This window comes from Allobosea thiooxidans, from assembly GCF_900168195.1.
In the GTDB taxonomy this organism is placed as follows: domain Bacteria; phylum Pseudomonadota; class Alphaproteobacteria; order Rhizobiales; family Beijerinckiaceae; genus Allobosea; species Allobosea thiooxidans.
This window is the reverse complement of sequence record NZ_FUYX01000005.1, coordinates 404,512-422,372: the sequence shown is the minus strand read 5'-3', so window position 1 is coordinate 422,372 and position 17,861 is coordinate 404,512. Positions and strand designations below refer to the sequence as shown.

Genomic DNA, 17,861 nt, shown 5'->3' with positions numbered 1-17,861 from the left:
CCTTGCCGGACGATACGCGCCTGTTCACCGGGCACGATTACGAGCCCGGCGGGCGCGCCGCCAGATGGGAGAGCACGGTGGGCGAGCAGAAGCGCGCGAACCCGCATCTGGCCGGCATGACGGAGGAGCGCTTCGTCGCGCTGCGGGAGGCGCGCGACCGCACCTTGCCGATGCCGAAGCTGATCCTGCATGCGCTTCAGGTCAACATCCGCGGCGGCCGGCTGCCGGTGCCTGAGGCCAACGGCCGGCGCTATCTCAAACTCCCCCTCGATGCGCTGGCGGGGGCCGCGTGGTGATGACTTCCGCGATGACCCGCAAGATACCTCCGGCGGAGATGGAGGCGCGCGCCGGCGAGGTTGCCGCCTTGCTCAAGACATTGTCGCATCCGGCACGTCTGCGGCTCGCCTGCGCCCTCGCCGAGGGCGAATACGCCGTCGGCGAGCTTGAGGAGCGGCTCGGCATCCGTCAGCCGACACTGTCGCAGCAGCTCGGCGCATTGCGCGAAGCCGGGGTTGTCACGACGCGCCGCGAGGCCAAGCAGATCTTCTACCGCCTGAGTGAAGAGAAGGCCGCGCGCCTGATCGAAGCCCTCTACGCCATCTATTGCGAACCGGAGCAGCACCCATGAATGCCTATTGGCCTTCCCTGATCGGCGGCATGTTGCTCGGCCTCTCCGCCATCGCGCTGCTGCTGCTCGACGGGCGGATCGCCGGCATCAGCGGCATCGTTGGTCGCTTGCTCGGCGGCGGGCAGGTCCCGCTGAACGCGGCTTTCGTCATCGGGCTCATGAGCGGCCCGCCGCTCTACAGGCTGGCCTTCGGGAGCTTCCCGTTCCCGCGAGAAGATTTCACACCATCCATTCCGCGGGCGACGAATTTGGTATTCCCCCGAAGAAACTGAAAAAGGCGCTGATTGCTCTCGGCAACTTGCCAACCAAGACGAGGCCAACAGATCGCGCTTCGACGCCGTCGGCAGCGCAGAAATATTACAACTCATCTCAGCAGCGATGCCTATGGAGCAGGCACGAAAATATCTTGGGGCCACACCGGAATTGATGACATCTCTTCATCGAGCAGGCCTGATAGAGCCATTTGTTCGAAGAAATGTACAACAGAAAACTGGAGTTCACCTTTATTCGAAGAAAGACCTAGATCGGCCCCTATCCGATTTGTATTCGAATTTCCAAGATAGCGAAATCAATCAGCTCACCGCGACTAATATTATGCAAACGGCCAAAAGAGCAAATCGCAGTCAGGTTGAAGTCATCAAGCTCATTCTAGCGGGGAAACTTCGCAACGTCTGGAGACGACAGAACCAGTCTGGCATCCCAGCTCTTCTGTTCGACGCCAGCGAAGTCCGAAGCCTGCTTCATAAACCACAGAACGTACACACGATCGGGCGAGTGGCCGAGATCCTTCGGTCCACACGCAGCGTTGTAAAAGCCTTGATCAAGGAGGGCATTTTTTCCACCGGCACAGTCCCTCACATAGTGAGTTCCAAGCCTATTGTCGTGATACCAGCGCCAGAACTAGCTCAATTCAGGCGAGAGGTATGCACGATCTTTGACCTGGCGCGCGAAACAGGGGTTCACTATTCCCGCGTCAAAAGAGCGATCCAGGCCGCGGAAATCGAACCTGCCCTGAGATCCGATCGCTTCTCGGTCGATTTCTACCGACGATCCGAGCTTGCATACATCACGGTCAAATAGCAGCGCGCGCGGCGCAGCGTTTGGGCCCGGCATCTAGCGATGCCGGGCCCTTTTTTGTTGTGGATGTTATCGGCGTCCGAAGCCAAACTTTGCGCTTCCAGATGCCATACTAGAACAATTCCCGCATTCTCATGCTAGCAATATCAATGGCTTACATACCAAGCAGGTGCCATTTCCTGTGCATTCCCAGATGAACATTGTGGAAGCGGTCCCGGTACCGACCGGGAACCTCCCCTGTCATTCCGGGGGCGGGCCGCAGACCTGAGCCCGGAACCCATGAACGCGACACCGTTCCAGAAGCCGTCATGCTCGCCCTTGTGGCGAGCAACCACGTCTTGAACACGGCCTTCGGTCAGCGAAGACGTGGATGGCCGGGACAAGCCCGACCATGACGGCAAATATCATGTTCATCGATACCGGGCTCTTCGCTGACGCGAAGCTCCGGAATGACGGTGGAGCCTCGGCAGGGCTGAGGCGATCGAACGCCCCGAGACCCGCTTACGGCCTGCTCTCGAAGCGCGGCAGGATCGCCTTGAAGGTCGCGCCCTCGCCCGGCTTGCTCTCGATCGTCAGCCGGCCGCGATGGCGCAGCACGATGTGCTTGACGATGGCGAGGCCGAGGCCGGTGCCGCCGGCCTCCCGGCTCGCGGCGGTGTCGATCCGGTAGAAGCGCTCGGTCAGGCGCGGCAGGTGCTCGGGCGCGATGCCCGGCCCGTCGTCGCGGACATGAACGCTAGCCTCGCCCTCTCCTGCTGCGACCGTGATCGCGACCTCGCCGCCCTGCTTGCCGTATTTGATGGCGTTCTCGACGAGGTTCTCCATCAGCCGCAGCAATTCGTCACGGTCGCCCGGAATCTGGAGCGGCTCGCGCGGGGTGACGAGCGTCAGCGTCACCTGTCGCTCGCGCGCCAGCAGGGTCAGGGAATCGACGATCTCGCGCGCGATGCCGGCGAGGTCGACCGGCGTGTCGGGCGCGACATGGGCGCGCTGCTCGATGCGCGAGAGCGACAGCAGGTCGTCGACGAGGCGCGCCATCCGCAGGCCCTGCTCGCGCATGATCGCGAGGAAGCGCTCGCGGGCGCGCTCGTCGTTGCGTGCCGGTCCCTGCAGCGTCTCGACGAAGCCGAGCAGCGAGGCCAGCGGCGTGCGCAGCTCATGGCTGGCATTGGCGACGAAATCGACGCGCATGCGCTCGATCACGCGCTGCTCGCTCAGATCCTGGAAGGTCAGCAGCGTCGCGTATCGCGGCCCGCCGCCCAGCGCCGCGATGTGGATGCGGAAAGCCCGCTCGAACGGCACCCGTTCGACGAGCTCGACGGTCTTGCGGCCGCCCTCCTGCGCGACCTGGGCGATCGCGTCGTTGAGATCCGGATCCCGCAGCACCAGTGCCAGCGCCTTGCCGCTCTCGATGCCCGGAATCAACGCCTGCATCGCCGGGCTCTGCGCCTGGGCGACGCCCTGCTCGTCGAGGAGCACGACGGGCGCGCCCAGCGCCTCGATCATGCTCCGCGCCGCAGCGGAAGGGGAAACGGCAATGTCGATCATGAGAAGCCCGGAGCCAGCCGGCATCGCCCGGCGCGCCCTTCCTGGGCGGAAGCGGCGCGAGCGTCAATTCCCTTCCGTGCCACAGCCGGCTAGGCTTCCTTTCGAATGGGAGGTCGTGATGGCGAAGACGGACGCGAAAGCCGGCAGGAACCCCGAGACCGCCGCAAATGGCCCGAGCGCGGGGCAGAACCGCAAATCCGGCAAGGTGAAGGGCTTCGACATCGAGGCCGACAGCCTGCCGGAGGCCATCGTCGACGCCGCCTATCACAGCGGCGACTATCCCTATGGCAAGCGGATGAAGCGCAAGCGCTACAACCGCGAGCTCGAGCCGCTCCAGATCGAGCTGCAGAAGCTGACGCGCTGGGCCACCAAGCAGGGCGAGCGCATCGTCATCGTCTTCGAGGGCCGTGACGGCGCCGGCAAGGGCGGCACGATCAGCCGCTTCACCCAGCATCTCAATCCGCGCCAGGCGCGCATCGTCGCCCTGCCCAAGCCCTCCGACACCGAGAAGGGCCAGTGGTATCTGCAGCGCTACGCCGCGGAGCTGCCGACCAGCGGCGAGATCGTCTTCTTCGACCGCTCCTGGTACAACCGCGCCGGCGTCGAGCGTGTCATGGGCTTCTGCACGCCGCAGGAGACGGAACATTTCCTGCAGGAGGCGGCGGTCTTCGAAGGCATGCTGGCGCGCGACGGCATTCGCCTGATCAAGCTCTTCCTGACCATCGGCCGCGAGATGCAGATGACGCGTCTGCATGCGCGCTGGCACGATCCGCTCAAGCGCTGGAAGCTCTCGCCGATCGATTTCGAGGCCATCCCGCGCTTCGACGACTATTCGCGTGCCTTCGACGAGATGCTCGGGCGGACCTCGACCGAGGCCGCGCCCTGGTATGTCGTGCGCAGCAACGACAAGCTGCGCGCCCGCCTCAACGCCATTCGCCACGTCCTGAAGACCATCCCCTACAAGGACAAGGACGAGGCGGCGATCGGCAAGCTCGACGAGGAGATCGTCATCCCCGTCGCGCGTTATCTCGACCATGGCGGCGAGCCGGAAGGCCGCTGATCCGGCGGCAATGCACGCTCCTGCCGGATTCCGGCCACGAAATCGGCTGATCCTGCCCGGCGAAACCAGGGAGGTGACCGAAGCATGGCGTTCCCCGCCCTCATGGCCCTGCGGCAGGCGCTGCTCTCGCGGCTGACGATCGGTATCGGCGGCGTGCTCGCGCTCGGCTTCACCACGGCCCAGTCGGTGCGCGACGCCATGCCGGCGGCGAGCCTGCCGGTCGTCCAGGCGGGACAGCCGATCGCGGCCGGGCGCTGGCAGGTCACGCTTCGGCAGGCGGAGGTCGGCACCACGCCGCGGCCGGACGGCTACAAGGGCCGCCCCGGCACGAAGGCGCTCTCCATCGACCTCGAGCTCATGAACCGCAGCTCCGAGAGCAGCAATGCCGTCGCCCGCATCCTCTCCTTCGACCCGCCGTTGGCCGGCCTCGCGCCCTCGCCCACGACCTATCTGCTGCGCGACGGCACGATCCTCGGCGCCCTCCAGCCCGGCTTGCCCGAGCGGGTCCGCATGGTCTGGGATCTGCCGGAGGCGGCGCCGGTGCCCGAGACAATCCGCCTCCTCGTCGTCGGCGAGACCTTCAAGCCGCGCGACAACCTGCTGGCCGCGCCGGGCTGGTTCAACCCGAAGCCCGTCGCCACCCTGTCCCTGCCCCTGCGCGGCGGGGGGGCCGCGCCATGATCCGCAGCCTCGCCCGGGCCGCCGCGATCCTGCTCGCCGCCGCCCTCCTCCTGGCCATGCAGCGCACCACGCCGGGCTACAGCGAGATCACCGGCCCGATCACGCAGAATGGCGTCGCCGGCAAGGTCGTCACCGCACGCGGCTTCAAGCTGCGTGTCGAGAAGGTCATCCTCGCCGACAAGCTGCGCTGGCAATCGCTCGGCCGCAGCTATGAGCGCGACACCGGCGGGGTCTGGGCCGTCGCGATGGTCGCCGCCGAGGGCACGCCCGCCTCGACGACGCTCGCCGGCGGGATCTGGCAGTCCGAATCCGGCCTGCGCTTCGATGCGAGCCCGCGCGCCTCGCCCTTCCGCGGCCTCCTCGCCGAGGCGCGCCTCGAGCCCGGCCTCGCGCGCCGCGGCCTGATGGTCTTCGAGATCGGCCGCGACGCGGCGCGCAACGGCGCCCTTCTGGTCTCGATGTCGCGCTGGCCGCGCCTCGACGCGCAGCTGCGCATCCCCATCTCCGACGAGCACATCGAACAGGCCGAGACCCTCGATCTCGACACGCTGCTATGACCGACGCCGCGCTCTCCTCTCGGCCAGCGGCGAAGGCCCCGAACTGGCGCAGGCGCTGCCTCTGGGCGCTGCCGGTCGTCATCCTGCTCGGCCTCGCCGTCCAGCTGCGGGACACGGCCCCGACCTGGCTGCGCGACAGCGAGTTGCTCGCGCAGGACGTGCCGTTCGATCGGCCCGCCACACTTGCGGGCGCCGAATGGCGCGTCGTCAGCCTCCAGCGCGTCGCCGAGCGGCGGGACGGCTCCGCCGTCGCGCTGCTACGGATGGAGGCCAAGGTGCTCGATGCGGAAACCGTCGCCACGCCGCCCTGCCGCATCGTGTTGACCGATCCAGAGGGGCGGCGCTGGCAATCGACCTTCCTGCCGCCGAGCGAGGCGAGCCGCGTGATCCGTCGCGACAAGGACGAGGGCAAGAGCTGCGGCCCGGCCTTCCTCGGCAAGCCGCCGGCCGGCAGCACCGTCGCGATCACCGAAAGCTTCATCCTGCCGGCAGCGGCCTTCCAGACGGCGGGCGTCGCCCTCAGCCTGCCGGGTTCGCGGCCGTATTATCTGCGCTTCCGGCGGGAGAACTGAGGCTCTCGGCCCGCTTTGCCGCCGCCCGCTCGATCACGGCCGCGGCCAGGCAGATCCGCAGGGCATCGACCAGGATACCGCCGCGGATATCGCTCGGCCCGCCCAGGAAGAAAGCGATGATGCCGGCGATCGCCTGCCAGGCCGGCAATTCCTGCGGCCCGATGAGATGGGCCAGCCCGATCCAGCCCCAGGCCGCGGCCCAGCCGATCGCCCGCCAGAGCACGACGAGCCCGAGCAGCACCGGCAGCCCCGCGCCGAAGGCGAGCCGGACGCTGTTCACCACCGGCAGGTAGCGCGAACGGTAACCGGCGATGAAATGGTCGATGAATTCGCGCAGGAACCGGGGCAGCCGGCCATAGCGCGTGAGCGCCGCCGCCGTGCGCCGGTGGCTCGCCAGCGCGGCGGCGTCCTTCATGTCGAAGCCGTAGATCACCGCCGCCATCAGCAGCCAGACCAGCGGCAGGAGCGCGTAGAAGAACAGCCTCTTCAGGCTGCTTTCCAGCGCAGCCGGGGCGAGGTCGACGGCGACGGGCGTCGCCGCCTGCGCCTGGTCGACCAGGCCGAGGAAGAAATCGCGCAGCCATGTCAGATAGGGCATCGGCCCGCCTGCGCCGACCCAGGCCCAGGCCGCATCCTTCCAGCCCGCGATCACATAGAGGCCGATGAAGATCCAGTTGGCGTCGCAGAGCACGATGACGAACTGCCAGACCGGCCGCGAGCTACGCGTCTGCATCAGCTTCGCCAGCCGGCGCATGCCGAAGGCAAGTGCGACCGCAGCGATCAGCCAGAGCGTCGTCGGCACGTCGAGCACGGCGACGCGCTGGCCGAGTTCGGCCATCTGCAGCGCCAGCAGCGAATAGTCCCGCACCGTATCGCTGAGGAAGCCCCAGGCGGCGTAATAGGCGAAGAACGGGATGATCGCGATCGCGACGACCGCAAGCCAGCCCTCCTCCGGCCCGTCGCCCTCCGCCGCGCCGGCCCGCGCCTTCGCCGGGAACAGCGCCGTCACCGCCGGCATCGCCGGACGCAGCGACAGGAACATCAGCACGACCGTCACCAGCTTCGCCAGCACGATGCAGGACAGCACGGCGAAGCCGCCGAGCGGATTGGCAAAGCCCGCCCTCACCGCCAGGGGCAGCAGCAGATCGTTGAGCAACGCCCCGCCGACGGCGATGCACAGCAGCATCGGCCAGCCGAAGCGCCACAGATGGAGGAATTGCCGCAGCAGGCCGCCGATCTCGCGCATCGGCGGCAGTCTAGGCGATCGCCGCCCGTCGGCGAACCCACGCGGAGCCCGCTCCTGACAGAAGCTGCCAGTTGCTTCGGTGTCCGTCCGTTCACCGCCCCATGATCAGCTGCGGCAGCCAGGTGGTCAGCGGCGGCCAGAGCGTGATCGCGACGAGCACGGCGATCAGCGGCGCCAGCCACGGCACGATCGCCCGCGACATCGCCTCGAAGGAGATGTTCGCGACTTTCGAGGTCACGAACAGCACCACCCCGACCGGCGGCGTGATCGTGCCGATCATCAGGTTGAGCACGAAGATCAGCCCGAACTGGATCGGGTCGATGCCGAACTGCGCAGCCGCCGGCGTCAGGATCGGGATCAGGATCAGCATCGCCGCCAGCGCCTCCATGAAGCAGCCGACGAAGAGCAGCAGCAGGTTGACGATCAGAAGGTAGACGATGGGGCTGCCGGCGAGGTCGACCAGCGCCGGCCCGACGACCTGCGGAATGCGCGAGATCGACAGGCACCAGCCGAGCGCCGCCGCCGCCATCACCAGCGCCAGCACCACGCCGGTGGTCTCGACCGTCTGGACGACGAGCTCGGGCAGGGTCTTCAGCGAGAAGCTGCGATAGACGAAGAGCCCGAGCACCAGCGCATAGGCGGTCGCCACCGCCGCCGCCTCGGTCGGCGTGAAGATGCCGCCCATCATGCCGCCGAACAGGATGACCGGCGTCATCAGCGCCCAATGCGCCTCCTTGTAGGCGATCCAGAGCTGCCGCGCGCCGGGGAAAGGGTGGCGCGGCAGGTCGCGCTTCCTGGCGATGTAGACCACCATCGCCATCAATGCGCCCGCCATCAGCAGGCCGGGAATGATGCCGGCGATGAACAGCCCGCCGATCGAGACGTCGGCGGTGACGCCATAGATCACCATCGGCAGCGAAGGCGGGATGATCGGACCGATCGTGGCGGAAGCCGCCGTGATCGCCGCCGCCGTCTCGGTGTCGTAGCCCTCGTCCTGCATCGCCTTGATCTCGAGCGTGCCGACGCCGCCGGCATCCGCCACGGCCGAGCCCGACATGCCGGCGAAGATCACGCTGGCGAGGATGTTAGCGTGGCAGAGCCCGCCACGCATGAAGCCCACGCAGGCCGTGGCGAAGCCGAAGATCCGGTCGGTGATCCCTGCCGAGTTCATGATGTTGCCCATCAGGATGAACAGCGGCGCCGCCAGCAGCGGGAAGGAATTGGCCGATTGCGCGATCTTCTGCGGCACGATGCCGAGCGGGAAGCCGCCGAGGAAGGCGAAGGCGATGGCGGCGAGCGCCATCGAGACGAAGAGCGGCACGCCGAGCATCAGCGCGGCGAACCAGACCGGCAGGATCTGCAGCATCAGCGTCGTCATAGCGCCTGCGCTCCCGGCTCAGCGACCGCGACCTTGCGCCCGGCCAGCACGTCGCCGATCTCTGCCAGCGCCTGCAGGATCAGCGCCAGCGCCGCGAAGGGCATCACGACGTAGAGCGCAGCCGAGGAGACCGGCAGGGCGATCGATTCGACGTCCCAGGTGCGCTCGATCAGCCCCCAGGAGTAGCGCAGCAGGATCGCGGCGAAGACGATCACCGAAATCTGCGTGGCGACCTCCAGCATCGCCTGCGCCGGCCGCGGCAGCCGCGTGGCGAAGACCATGATGCGGATATGCGAGCGCCGCCGCGCCGCGATGATCCAGCCGACGAAGCCGGTCCAGACCAAAAGGTACTGCGCGAGCTCGTCCGACCAGGCGAGCGGCGCGTTGATCTGGCGGAAGAACACGCCGAGCACCACGACCGCGAGCAGCGCGAGCAGCAGGACGACCGCGGCCCAGTAGACCAGCCGATCCGCCAATGCGGCGAAGGATTTCATCATATGTCCTGCCATGGATGAAGGGCCCCAATGAGCGGGAAGGCACAAATGTTCGAACGTGCCGTCATGCTCGCCCTTGCGGCGAGCATCCACGTCTTGAACGTGGACCTTGATCAGCGAAGGCGTGGATGGTCGGGCCAAGCCCGACCATGACGGAGAGGCTCCGACGTCCAGCGCCCTACAGCGCCGCCAGCGCGTCCCAGGTGCCCTTGCCCCATTTGCTCTCGAACTGCTTGGGCAGGCTCGCAAGCACGGGCTTGGAGAAGCTCTCGAGATCGGGCTCGGCCACGGTCATGCCTGCCGCCTTCAGCGTCGCGACCAGGCTGCCCTCCTGGCTGGAGAGCTCCGCGTCCTGCCAGGCGACGCCCTCGGCGATGGCAGCTTCCAGAACCGCAAGGTCGGCCGCCTTCAGCCCCTTCCAGAAGTCGCTGTTCACGATGATGAGCCGCGGCGTGATGATGTGCCCGGTCAGGATGAGGTGCTTCTGAACCTCCTGCAGCTTGGCGCTGTGGATCGTCGGCAGCGGGTTCTCCTGCCCGTCGACGGCGCCCTGGCTCAGCGCGAGGTAGAGCTCGTTGAAATTGACCGGCGTCGCCTTGCCGCCCCAGGCCTCGACCATGGCGCGGAACGTATCGACAGGAGGCACCCGGATCTTCAGCCCGGCGACATCCGCCGCCGTCTTCACGGGCTTCGAGCCCGTCGTCAGGTGGCGCTTGCCGTAATAGGTCACGGCGACCATGCGCATGCCGCGCTTCTTCTCGAGCTCGGCATTCATCTGCGCGAAGACAGGCGCCTTGGCGACCTTCGACATATGGGCGGCATCGCGCCAGAGATAGGGCGCCTCGACCACCGACAATTGCGGCAGGAAGGCCCCGAGCGCCGCCGCGCCGTCCGTCGTCATGGTCAGCGCGCCCGAGGCGACCGATTCCATCATGTCCTTGCCGGAGCCGAGCTGTCCCGCCGGAAAGGCCTGGATGTCGACGCGGCCGGAGGTCTTCTCCTTCACCTGCTTGGCGATGCGCTCGACCATCTGCACCTGCGGATGCGTGGTGGGCAGCATCTCGCCCCAGCGCAGCACGGTCGCCTGCGCCCTGGCGATCGCCGGCATGAACACGGCCGCACTTGCGGCAGTCGCCCCCTGGAGAAAGCTGCGTTTCGTCAGTTTCATCGTCGTTCCCTCCCGTGCGGCCGGTTTCTCCGGCTCGTGGTCATGATCGTGGTTTGCGTCGTCCGTCGTCTTCCTCGAGTCGTCAGTATTGCATCGCCCGGGTGCGGGCGTTGCCGATATGGGCCGCCATCGCCTCGGACGCGCGCGCGGGGTCGCGCGTCTCGATCGCCGCGATGATGGCGAGATGGTCCTGCATCACCGGCACGATGATGCTGTTGTGGATGCGCGTCTCGTATTGCCGGATCAGCCGGATCTTGAGCCAGGTCACGCGGAAGGCCTGGCTGACGATCTCGTTGTCGAGGTGATCGATGATCGCCTCGTGCATCAGCCGATCGACCTCCTCGGCATCCTCGATCAGCTTGTCGTCGCCGCCTGCCTCGGCGCGGGCTACGATCGCCTCGTGGCGCGCGCGCTGCTCGGCGATCTCGGCATCGGTGGCGTTCTGGGCGTAGAGCGCCGTCGCCTCCTTCTCGAGGAAGAGCCGGAACTGGAAGGCGTTGCGGATCAGGTTGAGGTCGACATGGGCGACCTGCATGCCGCGCTGCGGCACGGTCTTGATCAGCCCCTCCGCCTCCAGCCGCGGGATCAGCTCGCGGATCGCGCCGAGCGGGAAGCCGGTCATCGCGACGAGCTCGCGCTGCGTCACGAACTGGCCGGGCTTGATCTCGCGCGCGAGCAGCCGCTCGGTGAAGGAGGCATAGGCGCGCTCCCTCAGCTTCAGCGGTTCGCCCTCGCGCGGTTCCTGCTCCGGCTGGATCACCTGTTCCTCCTTGAGAAGTCTTCCTCAGGCCGCCCTGGCCTGGGTGATCGAATCGAAGGCTGCAAAGAGCCGCTTGCGGGTCGCCTCGTCCAGCGCTTCGAGCGGCGGGCGCATCGCCCCGTAGCCGGCATCGCCATGGATATGGCCGGTCAGGGCCTTGACCGCGGCCAGCACCGGATAGGAGCAGATCTCATCGACCAGCGCGTTGACCACCGGGCTGTCCTTGCCCTCGTAGACCATCGGCCGCACCAGCTCGGGCACCAGGTTGGAGACGCCGCAGATCGTGCCTTGCGCCCCGTTGCGAACCGCCTTGGCGAGGTGGCGTTCGTCGCCGACCAGGATGGCGAGCTCGCCATGCGCCTTCAGCAGCGCCTCGGTATTGGCGTAGCTGCCGGAGGAATCCTTGACACCGATGACGAGCCCGGGAAACGCCGTCTTCAGCCGCTGCACCAGCCCGACACTGATCTCGACCGCGGTCATCGAGGGGATGTGGTAGAGCACGACGTTGCGCGCCGAGGCCCCGAGCTTCTCGAAAAACTGCGAGAACCAGACATAGAGCCCGTCATCGCCGACGCCCTTGAAGTAGAAGGGCGGCGCGACGAGCAGCCCCTTCGCCCCGGCGTCGAGTGCGAGTCGCGCCTGTTCCACCGCCTCGTGCAGCGAGGCCGCGGCGATGCCGGCATAGATCTGCTTGGCGGGGTCGACCCCCGCCCCGATCAGCGCACCCATCATCGCCGTCCGCGCCGGCAGGCCGAGTGCCGCGCCCTCGCCCGTCGTGCCGAACAGCGTGACGGAGTCGCAGCCCCGCGCCAGCACGTGCCGGGCATGATGGACGAGGCGCGGCAGGTCGACGCCGCCACCTTCCCGCATCGGGGTCGTGATCGCGCAGGAGAGGCCGAAGCGGTTCTTCTCGATGGCCATGTGAGGGAGCTTTCAGAGCTGAATGGTGGCTGACATGTTAGTATGAAGACAGAACCGCCCGCAAGCGGCTCATGCGGGTTCCGCTAGCCGTCCTTGAGGCCTCCGGCGGAGAGCCCGGCGACGATCTGGCGCTGGGCGATCACGGTGACGAGCAGCACCGGCAGCGTCACCAGCAGAGCCGCCGCAGCCAGCGGCCCCCAGGAGATCTGCTCGAAGGTCAGCGAGTTGTAGACGGCCGAGGGCAGCGTCCGGCTCGCCTTGCCGCCGAGCACCACCGAGAAGATGAAGTTGTTCCAGGAGAAGATGAAGGCGAGGATGCCGCCCACCACGATGCCCGGCTTCGCCAGCGGCAGCGCGACATGGCGGAAGGCCTGCCAGGTCGTGGCGCCGTCGATGCGCGATGCGTCTTCGAGTTCCATGGGAACATTCTCGAAATACCCGATCATGATCCAGACGATGATCGGGATGGTGATGACGAGATGGGTGATCACCAGCGCCGTGATCGTCCCGACCAGGCCGGTGATCTGGAAGAGCAGAAAAAGCGGGATGAGATAGGACAAGGCCGGCGTCATCCGCGCGATCAGGATCAGGATCGCGAATTTATGCGCCTTGCCGCGCGCGATGCCGTAGCCCGCCGGCACGCCGACCAGGAGCCCGAGCAGCACCGCCCCGCCCGTGACCAGCATCGAGTTCCAGAGATAGAGCCCGAAATTGTTCTGCGCGAAGACGTCGACATAGTTCTTCAGCGTCGGCGGATTGGGAATGAAGACCGGCGGGAACGCCGTGTTGTCGAGCTCGTTCTTCAGCGACAGCGAGATCATCCAGAGGAAGACCAGAACCGCCGGCGAGACCAGCACGAAGACCGAGGCGTAGAAGCCGAGTTTCTTGAGCGCGCGGTTCATGGGCGCTCTCCTGCGACACCCGCAGCCCTCATCCTGAGGAGCGCTCCAAAGGAGCGCGTCTCGAAGGATGCTCCAGATGTTTCTGGAACCTCGTGGACCATCCTTCGAGACGCCGCTGCGCGGCTCCTCAGGATGAGGGCTGAGTGTCCGAAGCGGGTCATCACGCGTTCCACTTCGACTTCTGCCGCGCATAGAGCAGCAGCAGCGAGAGCATGATGATGATCACGAAGAAGATCACCACGACGGCGGAGGCGTAACCGATCTTGTAGAACTGGAAGGCCTGCAGATAGAGGAAGATGTTCAGCGTCTCCGACGCCGTCCCCGGCCCGCCCTGCGTGATCACGAAGATCGTGTCGAAGGCCTTCAGCGCATCGATGGTGCGGATCACGATCGCGACCATGATGAAGGGCCAGACCAGCGGCAGCGTGATGTGCCGGAACATGTGCCAGTCGTTCGCGCCGTCGATCAGTGCAGACTCGTAAGGTTCTCGCGGCAGCCCCGCCAACCCGCCGAGCACGATCAGCATGACCAGCGGCGTCCAGTGCCAGACCTCGACCATCACGAGCGTCGGGATCACCGTCGCCGGATCGTAGACCCAGCCGGAAGGCCCGATGCCGATGAGCGAGAGCAGGTAGTTCAGCACGCCGAGCTGCGGGTGGAACATCATCGTCCAGACCAGCGCGACCGCGACCGGCGTCGCCATCATCGGCATGACGAAGATCGTGCGCAGCAGGCCGCGATAGGGAAACTCGCGGTGGAAGACCAGCGCCGCCGCCGTACCGAAGACGATGGGGAGCACCACGGCAAGAATGGTGAAATACGCCGTATGCCCCATCGACTCGATGAAGCGCTGGTCCCTGGCGAGCTCGGCGAAATTGCTCAGCTCGATGAACTCCGAGCCGCCCCCGATCTTCCAGTCCTGGCCGGACATGTAGAGGGTGAACAGCCAGGGGAAGACGATCACCGCCGCGATCACCAGCACCGCCGGCAGCGAGAACAGCCAGTAGCGCGGCGTGAAATCCGCCGAGGCGGCGGTAGCGCTCGCATGGGCCGTACTCGGCATGCTGGCTGGCAGGGACGTGCTGGTCATGCGTTCTGCTTCACTGGAAACCGCTCGTCATGCTCGCCCTTGCGGCGAGCATCCACGTCTTGAACACGCTCTGCGACCGAGGAAGACGTGGATGGTCGGGACAAGCCCGACCATGACGCCTCCCGGCACCGATCCACTCAGCCCTGTTCGCTCTTGGCGAGCACCGGCGCGAAGGTCTCCGTCGCCTTCTTGAGCTCGGCCGCGACATCGGCGCCGCCGATCGCATTGGTCAGCGCCACGCCGAAGACGTCGCGGAACTCGGTCACCGGGACGATCTGCGGCAGGCCAGCGCGTGCGATCTTGGCCGAGGCCAGCAGGCAGTCGAAATACTGCTTGCCGAACTTCGACTGCGAGATCGTCTCGGTATCGAGATAGGCCGAGGAGCGGCCGGGCGCGCCGGCGCCGGCCTTCAGCATGGCGATCTGGTTCTTCTTGTTGGTCATGAACTGGACGTAGAGCCAGGCCGCCTCCTTCTTCGAGGAGCCGCGCGAAATGCCCATGCCGTCGGCGAACATGCCGGCGTGATGCGCCTTCGGCCCCGGCGGCGTGACGCCGTAGCCGACCTTGCCGACGATGCGCGACTTCGACGGATCCTCCAGCGGCGTGGCGAAGCCGATGCCGTCGAGCCACATCGCGGCACGGCCCTGCATGAAGGTGGTCTGGCACTCGTTCCAGTTGAAGCCGACCTGGCCGACCGGGCCGGTCTCCTTGTTGAGCTTCCTGTAGAGCTCGCCCGCCCAGACCGCCTCCGGCGTGTCGGTCAGGAGCTTGCCCTCGGTCGAGACCGTCTCCATGCCCTGGCCAAGCATCAGCGAGGTCCAGACCGGGATGTTGGCGTTCTTCAGGCCGCGCGAGACGAAGCCGGCGACGCCCTTGGCCGGGTCGTGCAGCTTCTGCGCGACGGTGAAGATCTCCTCCATCGTCTTCGGATAGGCCACGCCCTTCGCGTCGAAGAGCTCCTTGTTGTAGTAGATCATCCAGTAATCGACGAAGAACGGGATCGTATCGAGCGCCCCGTCGGCCTGCCGCGCATAGGCGACGGGCCCCGCGCCGAAATCGGCGAAATCGAAATCGGGCGCGGTCAGCGCCGCGTTCTTGATGAAGGGCTCGAGGTTCTCGAACCATTTGCCCTTGGCCGCCATGCGCTTCTGGACATGCAGCGAGATGCCGCTGACGTCGAAGCTCGGCTTGCCCGAGGCGAACTCGATCACCGCCTTCTGGCGCTGCTGCTGCTCCGGCACCTGCTCGGAGGAGACCTTGATGCCGGTGAGCTCGGTGAACTCCTTCTCCGCCTGCTGCATCAGGTCGGAGCGCGGGTTCTTCACCAGCAGCACGTCGATCGACTGGCCGGAGAACTTCTTCCAGTCGAAAGCGCCTTGCGCCTGCGCCTTGCGCAGCACCAGCGGCGAGGCGAGCGCGGCGGCGCCGCCAGCCAGCAGGACGCGGCGGGTCGGCTTGAGAATGCTGTCGGTCATCGGCGTCCTCCCCAGGACTCTTGTCGGAACGAGACTTGTTTCTCGGGCTGTTGGGAGCCGCCCTTTGCGGACGTGCCCCCGCGCGGAAGGCCGGAAAGCACCGTCGCCGCCGCCCGCGATCGAGCTGGACGCTAATCCGCTTTCGTGGCGGTTGCAAGCTAACATGTTGGCGTGCACATAGTAGTGTCACGCCGGCCCCGCCCGGTCCCGAGAAAGCCCGCGAGAGCCGCCCGTGCCGAGCCCGCCCCGCATCGATTCCCACCAGCATTTCTGGCGGCTCGCCCGTGGAGATTACGGCTGGCTGACGCCGGCGCTCAAGCCCATCCATCGCGATTTCGAGCCGGCCGACCTCGCCCCGCATCTGGCCGAGCACGGCATCGCCTCGACCATCCTCGTCCAGGCCGCGCCGACCGAGGCGGAGACGCGCTTCCTGCTCGATCTCGCCGCCACCACGCCCTTCGTCGCCGGCGTCGTCGGCTGGGCCGATTTCGAGGCGCCGGACGCCCCCGCGCGCATCGCGGCGCTCGCCGCGGACCCGCTCCTCCTCGGTCTCAGGCCGATGGTGCAGGACATCCCCGATCCGCACTGGCTCGCCCGCCCCGATCTCGCCCCCGCCTTCGCCGCCTTGAAGGCGCACGGCCTCGTCTTCGACGCGCTGGTGAAGCCGCCGCAGATCCCGGCGCTGCTCGCGCTGCTGGAGCGCGAAACCGAGCTGCCCGTCATCATCGACCACGGCGCCAAGCCGGATCTGACCAACACCGATCTCACAGCCTGGCGCGACGGCATCGCCGCGCTCGCCGCACGCCCCAACACCGCCTGCAAGCTCTCCGGCCTCGTCACCGAAGCCGGGCCGGGCTGGAGCGACGCGACGCTCGAACCGGCCGTGTCGCACCTCCTCGCCTGCTTCGGACCGCAGCGCCTGCTCTGGGGCAGCGACTGGCCGGTCGCGACATTGGCCGCGTCCTACGGCCAATGGCACGCCGCGGCCGAACGGCTCACCGCCGCGCTCTCCGAACCGGAGCGCGCCGCAATCTTCGGCGGCAACGCCGCCCGCATCTATCTCGCCACCAGGGGCCGCCGCCCATGCTGAAATCGCTCGATCCCGTGCTCTCCGCCGATCTGCTCTGGGTGCTCGCCGCCATGGGCCATGGCGACGACCTCGCCCTGGTCGACGCCAACCACCCCGCCGAGACCATCGCGCGGGCCACCACGAGCGGAAAGCTCATTCGCCTGCCCGGGCTGACGATGGAGCGCGCCGCCCGCGCCATCCTCTCCGTGCTGCCGATCGACGATTTCGAGCCGGGCGCGCTGCGACGCATGGAGGTCGTGGGCGATGCCACGGCGATCCCCGACGTCCAGGGCGCCGTGCAGCGCGAGATCGACGCGGCGCTCGGCCGGCCCGCCCCGCTCGCTCGCCTCGAGCGCTTCGCCTTCTATGCGGCGGCCAAGGCCGCCTTCGCCGTGGTGCAGGTCGGCGATCCCCGGCCCTATGGCTGCTTCCTGCTGCGCAAGGGCGTCATCGCCGGCGAGCCGGGCTAAACCTCACGAGCCCTTGGCGATGGCTTGCTTCAGGCGCGCGACGGCCTCCGTCGCGCCGGAGCGGACCGTGACCTCCAGCGCCGGCGCCTCGCGCTCGATCATCGCGATCAGCGTCTGGGGCGTGATCTCGGACCGCTGCTGGGTGAGCTTCAGCACGGCATTGGCGATGATGTTCGGCCAGAACGCCGCCCCGCCCTTGGCAAGCCCCTTGGCCTTGCGGCCCTCGAATTCCTGGGCGAGCTGTTCGGGGGTCTTCTTCGCCATGGTCTCGTCACCTCCAAAGCAATTCCAGCAAAAGTGCGAAGCGGTTTTGCGTCCGGAATTGCGTAAAGCTCTAGTGGATTGAACCGCTGCCTATCACGAAATGTCGGCCCCTGCCTGCCCTCTTTGACCGCACTGCCCTCTCCGCACAGCCGGGCCGCGACAATCGCATTTGCATGCGGCCGCGACGCAAGGCACAGCAGCGCCCCCGAGGCAGGCCTGTGATGCGGCTGCCCGTCCAGGACCAGACCATGCCCCCTTTGTCCCGCGCGCTCCTCGCCGGCTTCGCCGGCCTCTTCCTCGTCGCCCCGGCCGCCGCGCGGATCACCGACCCGGAGCTGAGCTGCGCCGACTGGCTCAAGACCGGCGCCCACCGGAAGAGCGAGCATTCCGCCACTGTGGCGGAGCGGATCAGGGCCTTCTGCGCCGCCAACCCGAAGATGAAGGCGATCGACGCCGAAATGACAATGACGGGGGATTGAGGGACGGGTGCCGTCGCGCTGT

20 protein-coding genes and 2 pseudogenes are annotated in these 17,861 nt (G+C 67.1%); 11 read left to right on the top strand and 11 right to left on the bottom strand.

Annotation, left to right across the window (positions count from 1 at the left end; all coding sequences use genetic code 11):
* The 4 genes and pseudogenes from B5Y19_RS12515 to B5Y19_RS25685 form a co-directional block, all read left to right on the top strand.
* Positions 1-296, top strand: a pseudogene (locus B5Y19_RS12515) (bifunctional sulfur transferase/dioxygenase Blh); the annotation flags it as partial.
* An 11-nt stretch (positions 297-307) separates the two neighbouring features.
* Positions 308-628: a sulfite-sensing transcriptional repressor BigR gene (gene bigR / locus B5Y19_RS12510; RefSeq protein WP_176168618.1), complete on the top strand. Its 321-nt coding sequence runs from the start codon at positions 308-310 to the stop codon at positions 626-628.
* Positions 625-831, top strand: a pseudogene (locus B5Y19_RS12505) (YeeE/YedE family protein); the annotation flags it as partial. The gene bigR and the pseudogene B5Y19_RS12505, both read left to right, overlap by 4 nt.
* A gap of 181 nt (positions 832-1,012) precedes the next feature.
* The gene (locus B5Y19_RS25685) at positions 1,013-1,708 is read left to right on the top strand and encodes a hypothetical protein (protein WP_139384367.1); all 696 of its coding nucleotides are present in this window, start codon (positions 1,013-1,015) and stop codon (positions 1,706-1,708) included.
* A gap of 498 nt (positions 1,709-2,206) precedes the next feature.
* On the opposite strand, the gene B5Y19_RS12500 is transcribed toward B5Y19_RS25685, so the two are convergent.
* Positions 2,207-3,211 (bottom strand): ATP-binding protein, encoded by a 1,005-nt coding sequence (locus B5Y19_RS12500; RefSeq protein WP_244555576.1) that lies wholly within the window; start codon positions 3,209-3,211, stop codon positions 2,207-2,209.
* A gap of 160 nt (positions 3,212-3,371) precedes the next feature.
* Between B5Y19_RS12500 and ppk2 the strand changes: the two genes are divergently transcribed.
* From ppk2 to B5Y19_RS12480, 4 genes are all read left to right on the top strand, one after another.
* Positions 3,372-4,313 carry a polyphosphate kinase 2 gene (gene ppk2 / locus B5Y19_RS12495; RefSeq protein ID WP_055728149.1) on the top strand — a complete coding sequence of 314 codons (942 nt, stop codon included), beginning with the start codon at positions 3,372-3,374 and terminating at the stop codon, positions 4,311-4,313.
* 84 nt (positions 4,314-4,397) lie between these two features.
* Positions 4,398-4,994 (top strand): hypothetical protein, encoded by a 597-nt coding sequence (locus B5Y19_RS12490; protein ID WP_079591528.1) that lies wholly within the window; start codon positions 4,398-4,400, stop codon positions 4,992-4,994.
* Positions 4,991-5,551, top strand: coding sequence for a hypothetical protein (locus tag B5Y19_RS12485; RefSeq protein ID WP_055728151.1), 561 nt, complete (start codon positions 4,991-4,993; stop codon positions 5,549-5,551). Before B5Y19_RS12490 ends, B5Y19_RS12485 begins: the two co-directional genes overlap by 4 nt.
* Positions 5,548-6,123 (top strand): hypothetical protein, encoded by a 576-nt coding sequence (locus B5Y19_RS12480; protein ID WP_055728152.1) that lies wholly within the window; start codon positions 5,548-5,550, stop codon positions 6,121-6,123. Before B5Y19_RS12485 ends, B5Y19_RS12480 begins: the two co-directional genes overlap by 4 nt.
* Here B5Y19_RS12480 and B5Y19_RS12475 read toward each other — a convergent pair.
* The 9 genes from B5Y19_RS12475 to B5Y19_RS12435 form a co-directional block, all read right to left on the bottom strand.
* Entirely contained in the window at positions 6,071-7,369 is a 1,299-nt protein-coding gene (locus B5Y19_RS12475) for a hypothetical protein (RefSeq protein ID WP_079591527.1), read from the bottom strand. The two genes, B5Y19_RS12480 and B5Y19_RS12475, sit on opposite strands and share 53 nt — an antisense overlap.
* Positions 7,370-7,460: 91 nt before the next feature.
* Positions 7,461-8,747: a TRAP transporter large permease gene (locus tag B5Y19_RS12470; protein ID WP_055728154.1), complete on the bottom strand. Its 1,287-nt coding sequence runs from the start codon at positions 8,745-8,747 to the stop codon at positions 7,461-7,463.
* Positions 8,744-9,241, bottom strand: a complete 498-nt coding sequence (locus B5Y19_RS12465; RefSeq protein WP_244555575.1) for a TRAP transporter small permease — start codon at positions 9,239-9,241, stop codon at positions 8,744-8,746. The genes B5Y19_RS12470 and B5Y19_RS12465 overlap by 4 nt, the downstream gene beginning before the upstream one ends.
* Before the next feature lie 178 nt (positions 9,242-9,419).
* Positions 9,420-10,409: a sialic acid TRAP transporter substrate-binding protein SiaP gene (locus B5Y19_RS12460; protein ID WP_055728156.1), complete on the bottom strand. Its 990-nt coding sequence runs from the start codon at positions 10,407-10,409 to the stop codon at positions 9,420-9,422.
* An 82-nt stretch (positions 10,410-10,491) separates the two neighbouring features.
* Positions 10,492-11,166 carry a GntR family transcriptional regulator gene (locus B5Y19_RS12455; RefSeq protein WP_055728201.1) on the bottom strand — a complete coding sequence of 225 codons (675 nt, stop codon included), beginning with the start codon at positions 11,164-11,166 and terminating at the stop codon, positions 10,492-10,494.
* 27 nt (positions 11,167-11,193) lie between these two features.
* The gene (locus B5Y19_RS12450) at positions 11,194-12,090 is read right to left on the bottom strand and encodes a dihydrodipicolinate synthase family protein (RefSeq protein ID WP_055728157.1); all 897 of its coding nucleotides are present in this window, start codon (positions 12,088-12,090) and stop codon (positions 11,194-11,196) included.
* 83 nt (positions 12,091-12,173) lie between these two features.
* Positions 12,174-12,992, bottom strand: a complete 819-nt coding sequence (locus B5Y19_RS12445) for a carbohydrate ABC transporter permease (RefSeq protein WP_055728158.1) — start codon at positions 12,990-12,992, stop codon at positions 12,174-12,176.
* 160 nt (positions 12,993-13,152) lie between these two features.
* Entirely contained in the window at positions 13,153-14,082 is a 930-nt protein-coding gene (locus B5Y19_RS12440; RefSeq protein WP_055728159.1) for a carbohydrate ABC transporter permease, read from the bottom strand.
* A 137-nt stretch (positions 14,083-14,219) separates the two neighbouring features.
* Positions 14,220-15,557 carry an ABC transporter substrate-binding protein gene (locus B5Y19_RS12435; RefSeq protein WP_055728160.1) on the bottom strand — a complete coding sequence of 446 codons (1,338 nt, stop codon included), beginning with the start codon at positions 15,555-15,557 and terminating at the stop codon, positions 14,220-14,222.
* A 232-nt stretch (positions 15,558-15,789) separates the two neighbouring features.
* Between B5Y19_RS12435 and B5Y19_RS12430 the strand changes: the two genes are divergently transcribed.
* A complete protein-coding gene (locus tag B5Y19_RS12430) occupies positions 15,790-16,647 on the top strand; it encodes an amidohydrolase family protein (RefSeq protein ID WP_055728161.1) in 858 nt (285 codons plus the stop codon).
* Positions 16,641-17,096 carry an RbsD/FucU family protein gene (locus tag B5Y19_RS12425; protein WP_055728162.1) on the top strand — a complete coding sequence of 152 codons (456 nt, stop codon included), beginning with the start codon at positions 16,641-16,643 and terminating at the stop codon, positions 17,094-17,096. Before B5Y19_RS12430 ends, B5Y19_RS12425 begins: the two co-directional genes overlap by 7 nt.
* Positions 17,097-17,099: 3 nt before the next feature.
* Here B5Y19_RS12425 and B5Y19_RS12420 read toward each other — a convergent pair whose 3' ends face one another.
* Positions 17,100-17,360 carry a hypothetical protein gene (locus B5Y19_RS12420; protein WP_055728163.1) on the bottom strand — a complete coding sequence of 87 codons (261 nt, stop codon included), beginning with the start codon at positions 17,358-17,360 and terminating at the stop codon, positions 17,100-17,102.
* A 248-nt stretch (positions 17,361-17,608) separates the two neighbouring features.
* Here B5Y19_RS12420 and B5Y19_RS12415 point away from each other — a divergent pair, with 248 nt between their 5' ends.
* The gene (locus B5Y19_RS12415; protein ID WP_139384366.1) at positions 17,609-17,839 is read left to right on the top strand and encodes a hypothetical protein; all 231 of its coding nucleotides are present in this window, start codon (positions 17,609-17,611) and stop codon (positions 17,837-17,839) included.
* Positions 17,840-17,861: the final 22 nt, after the last annotated feature.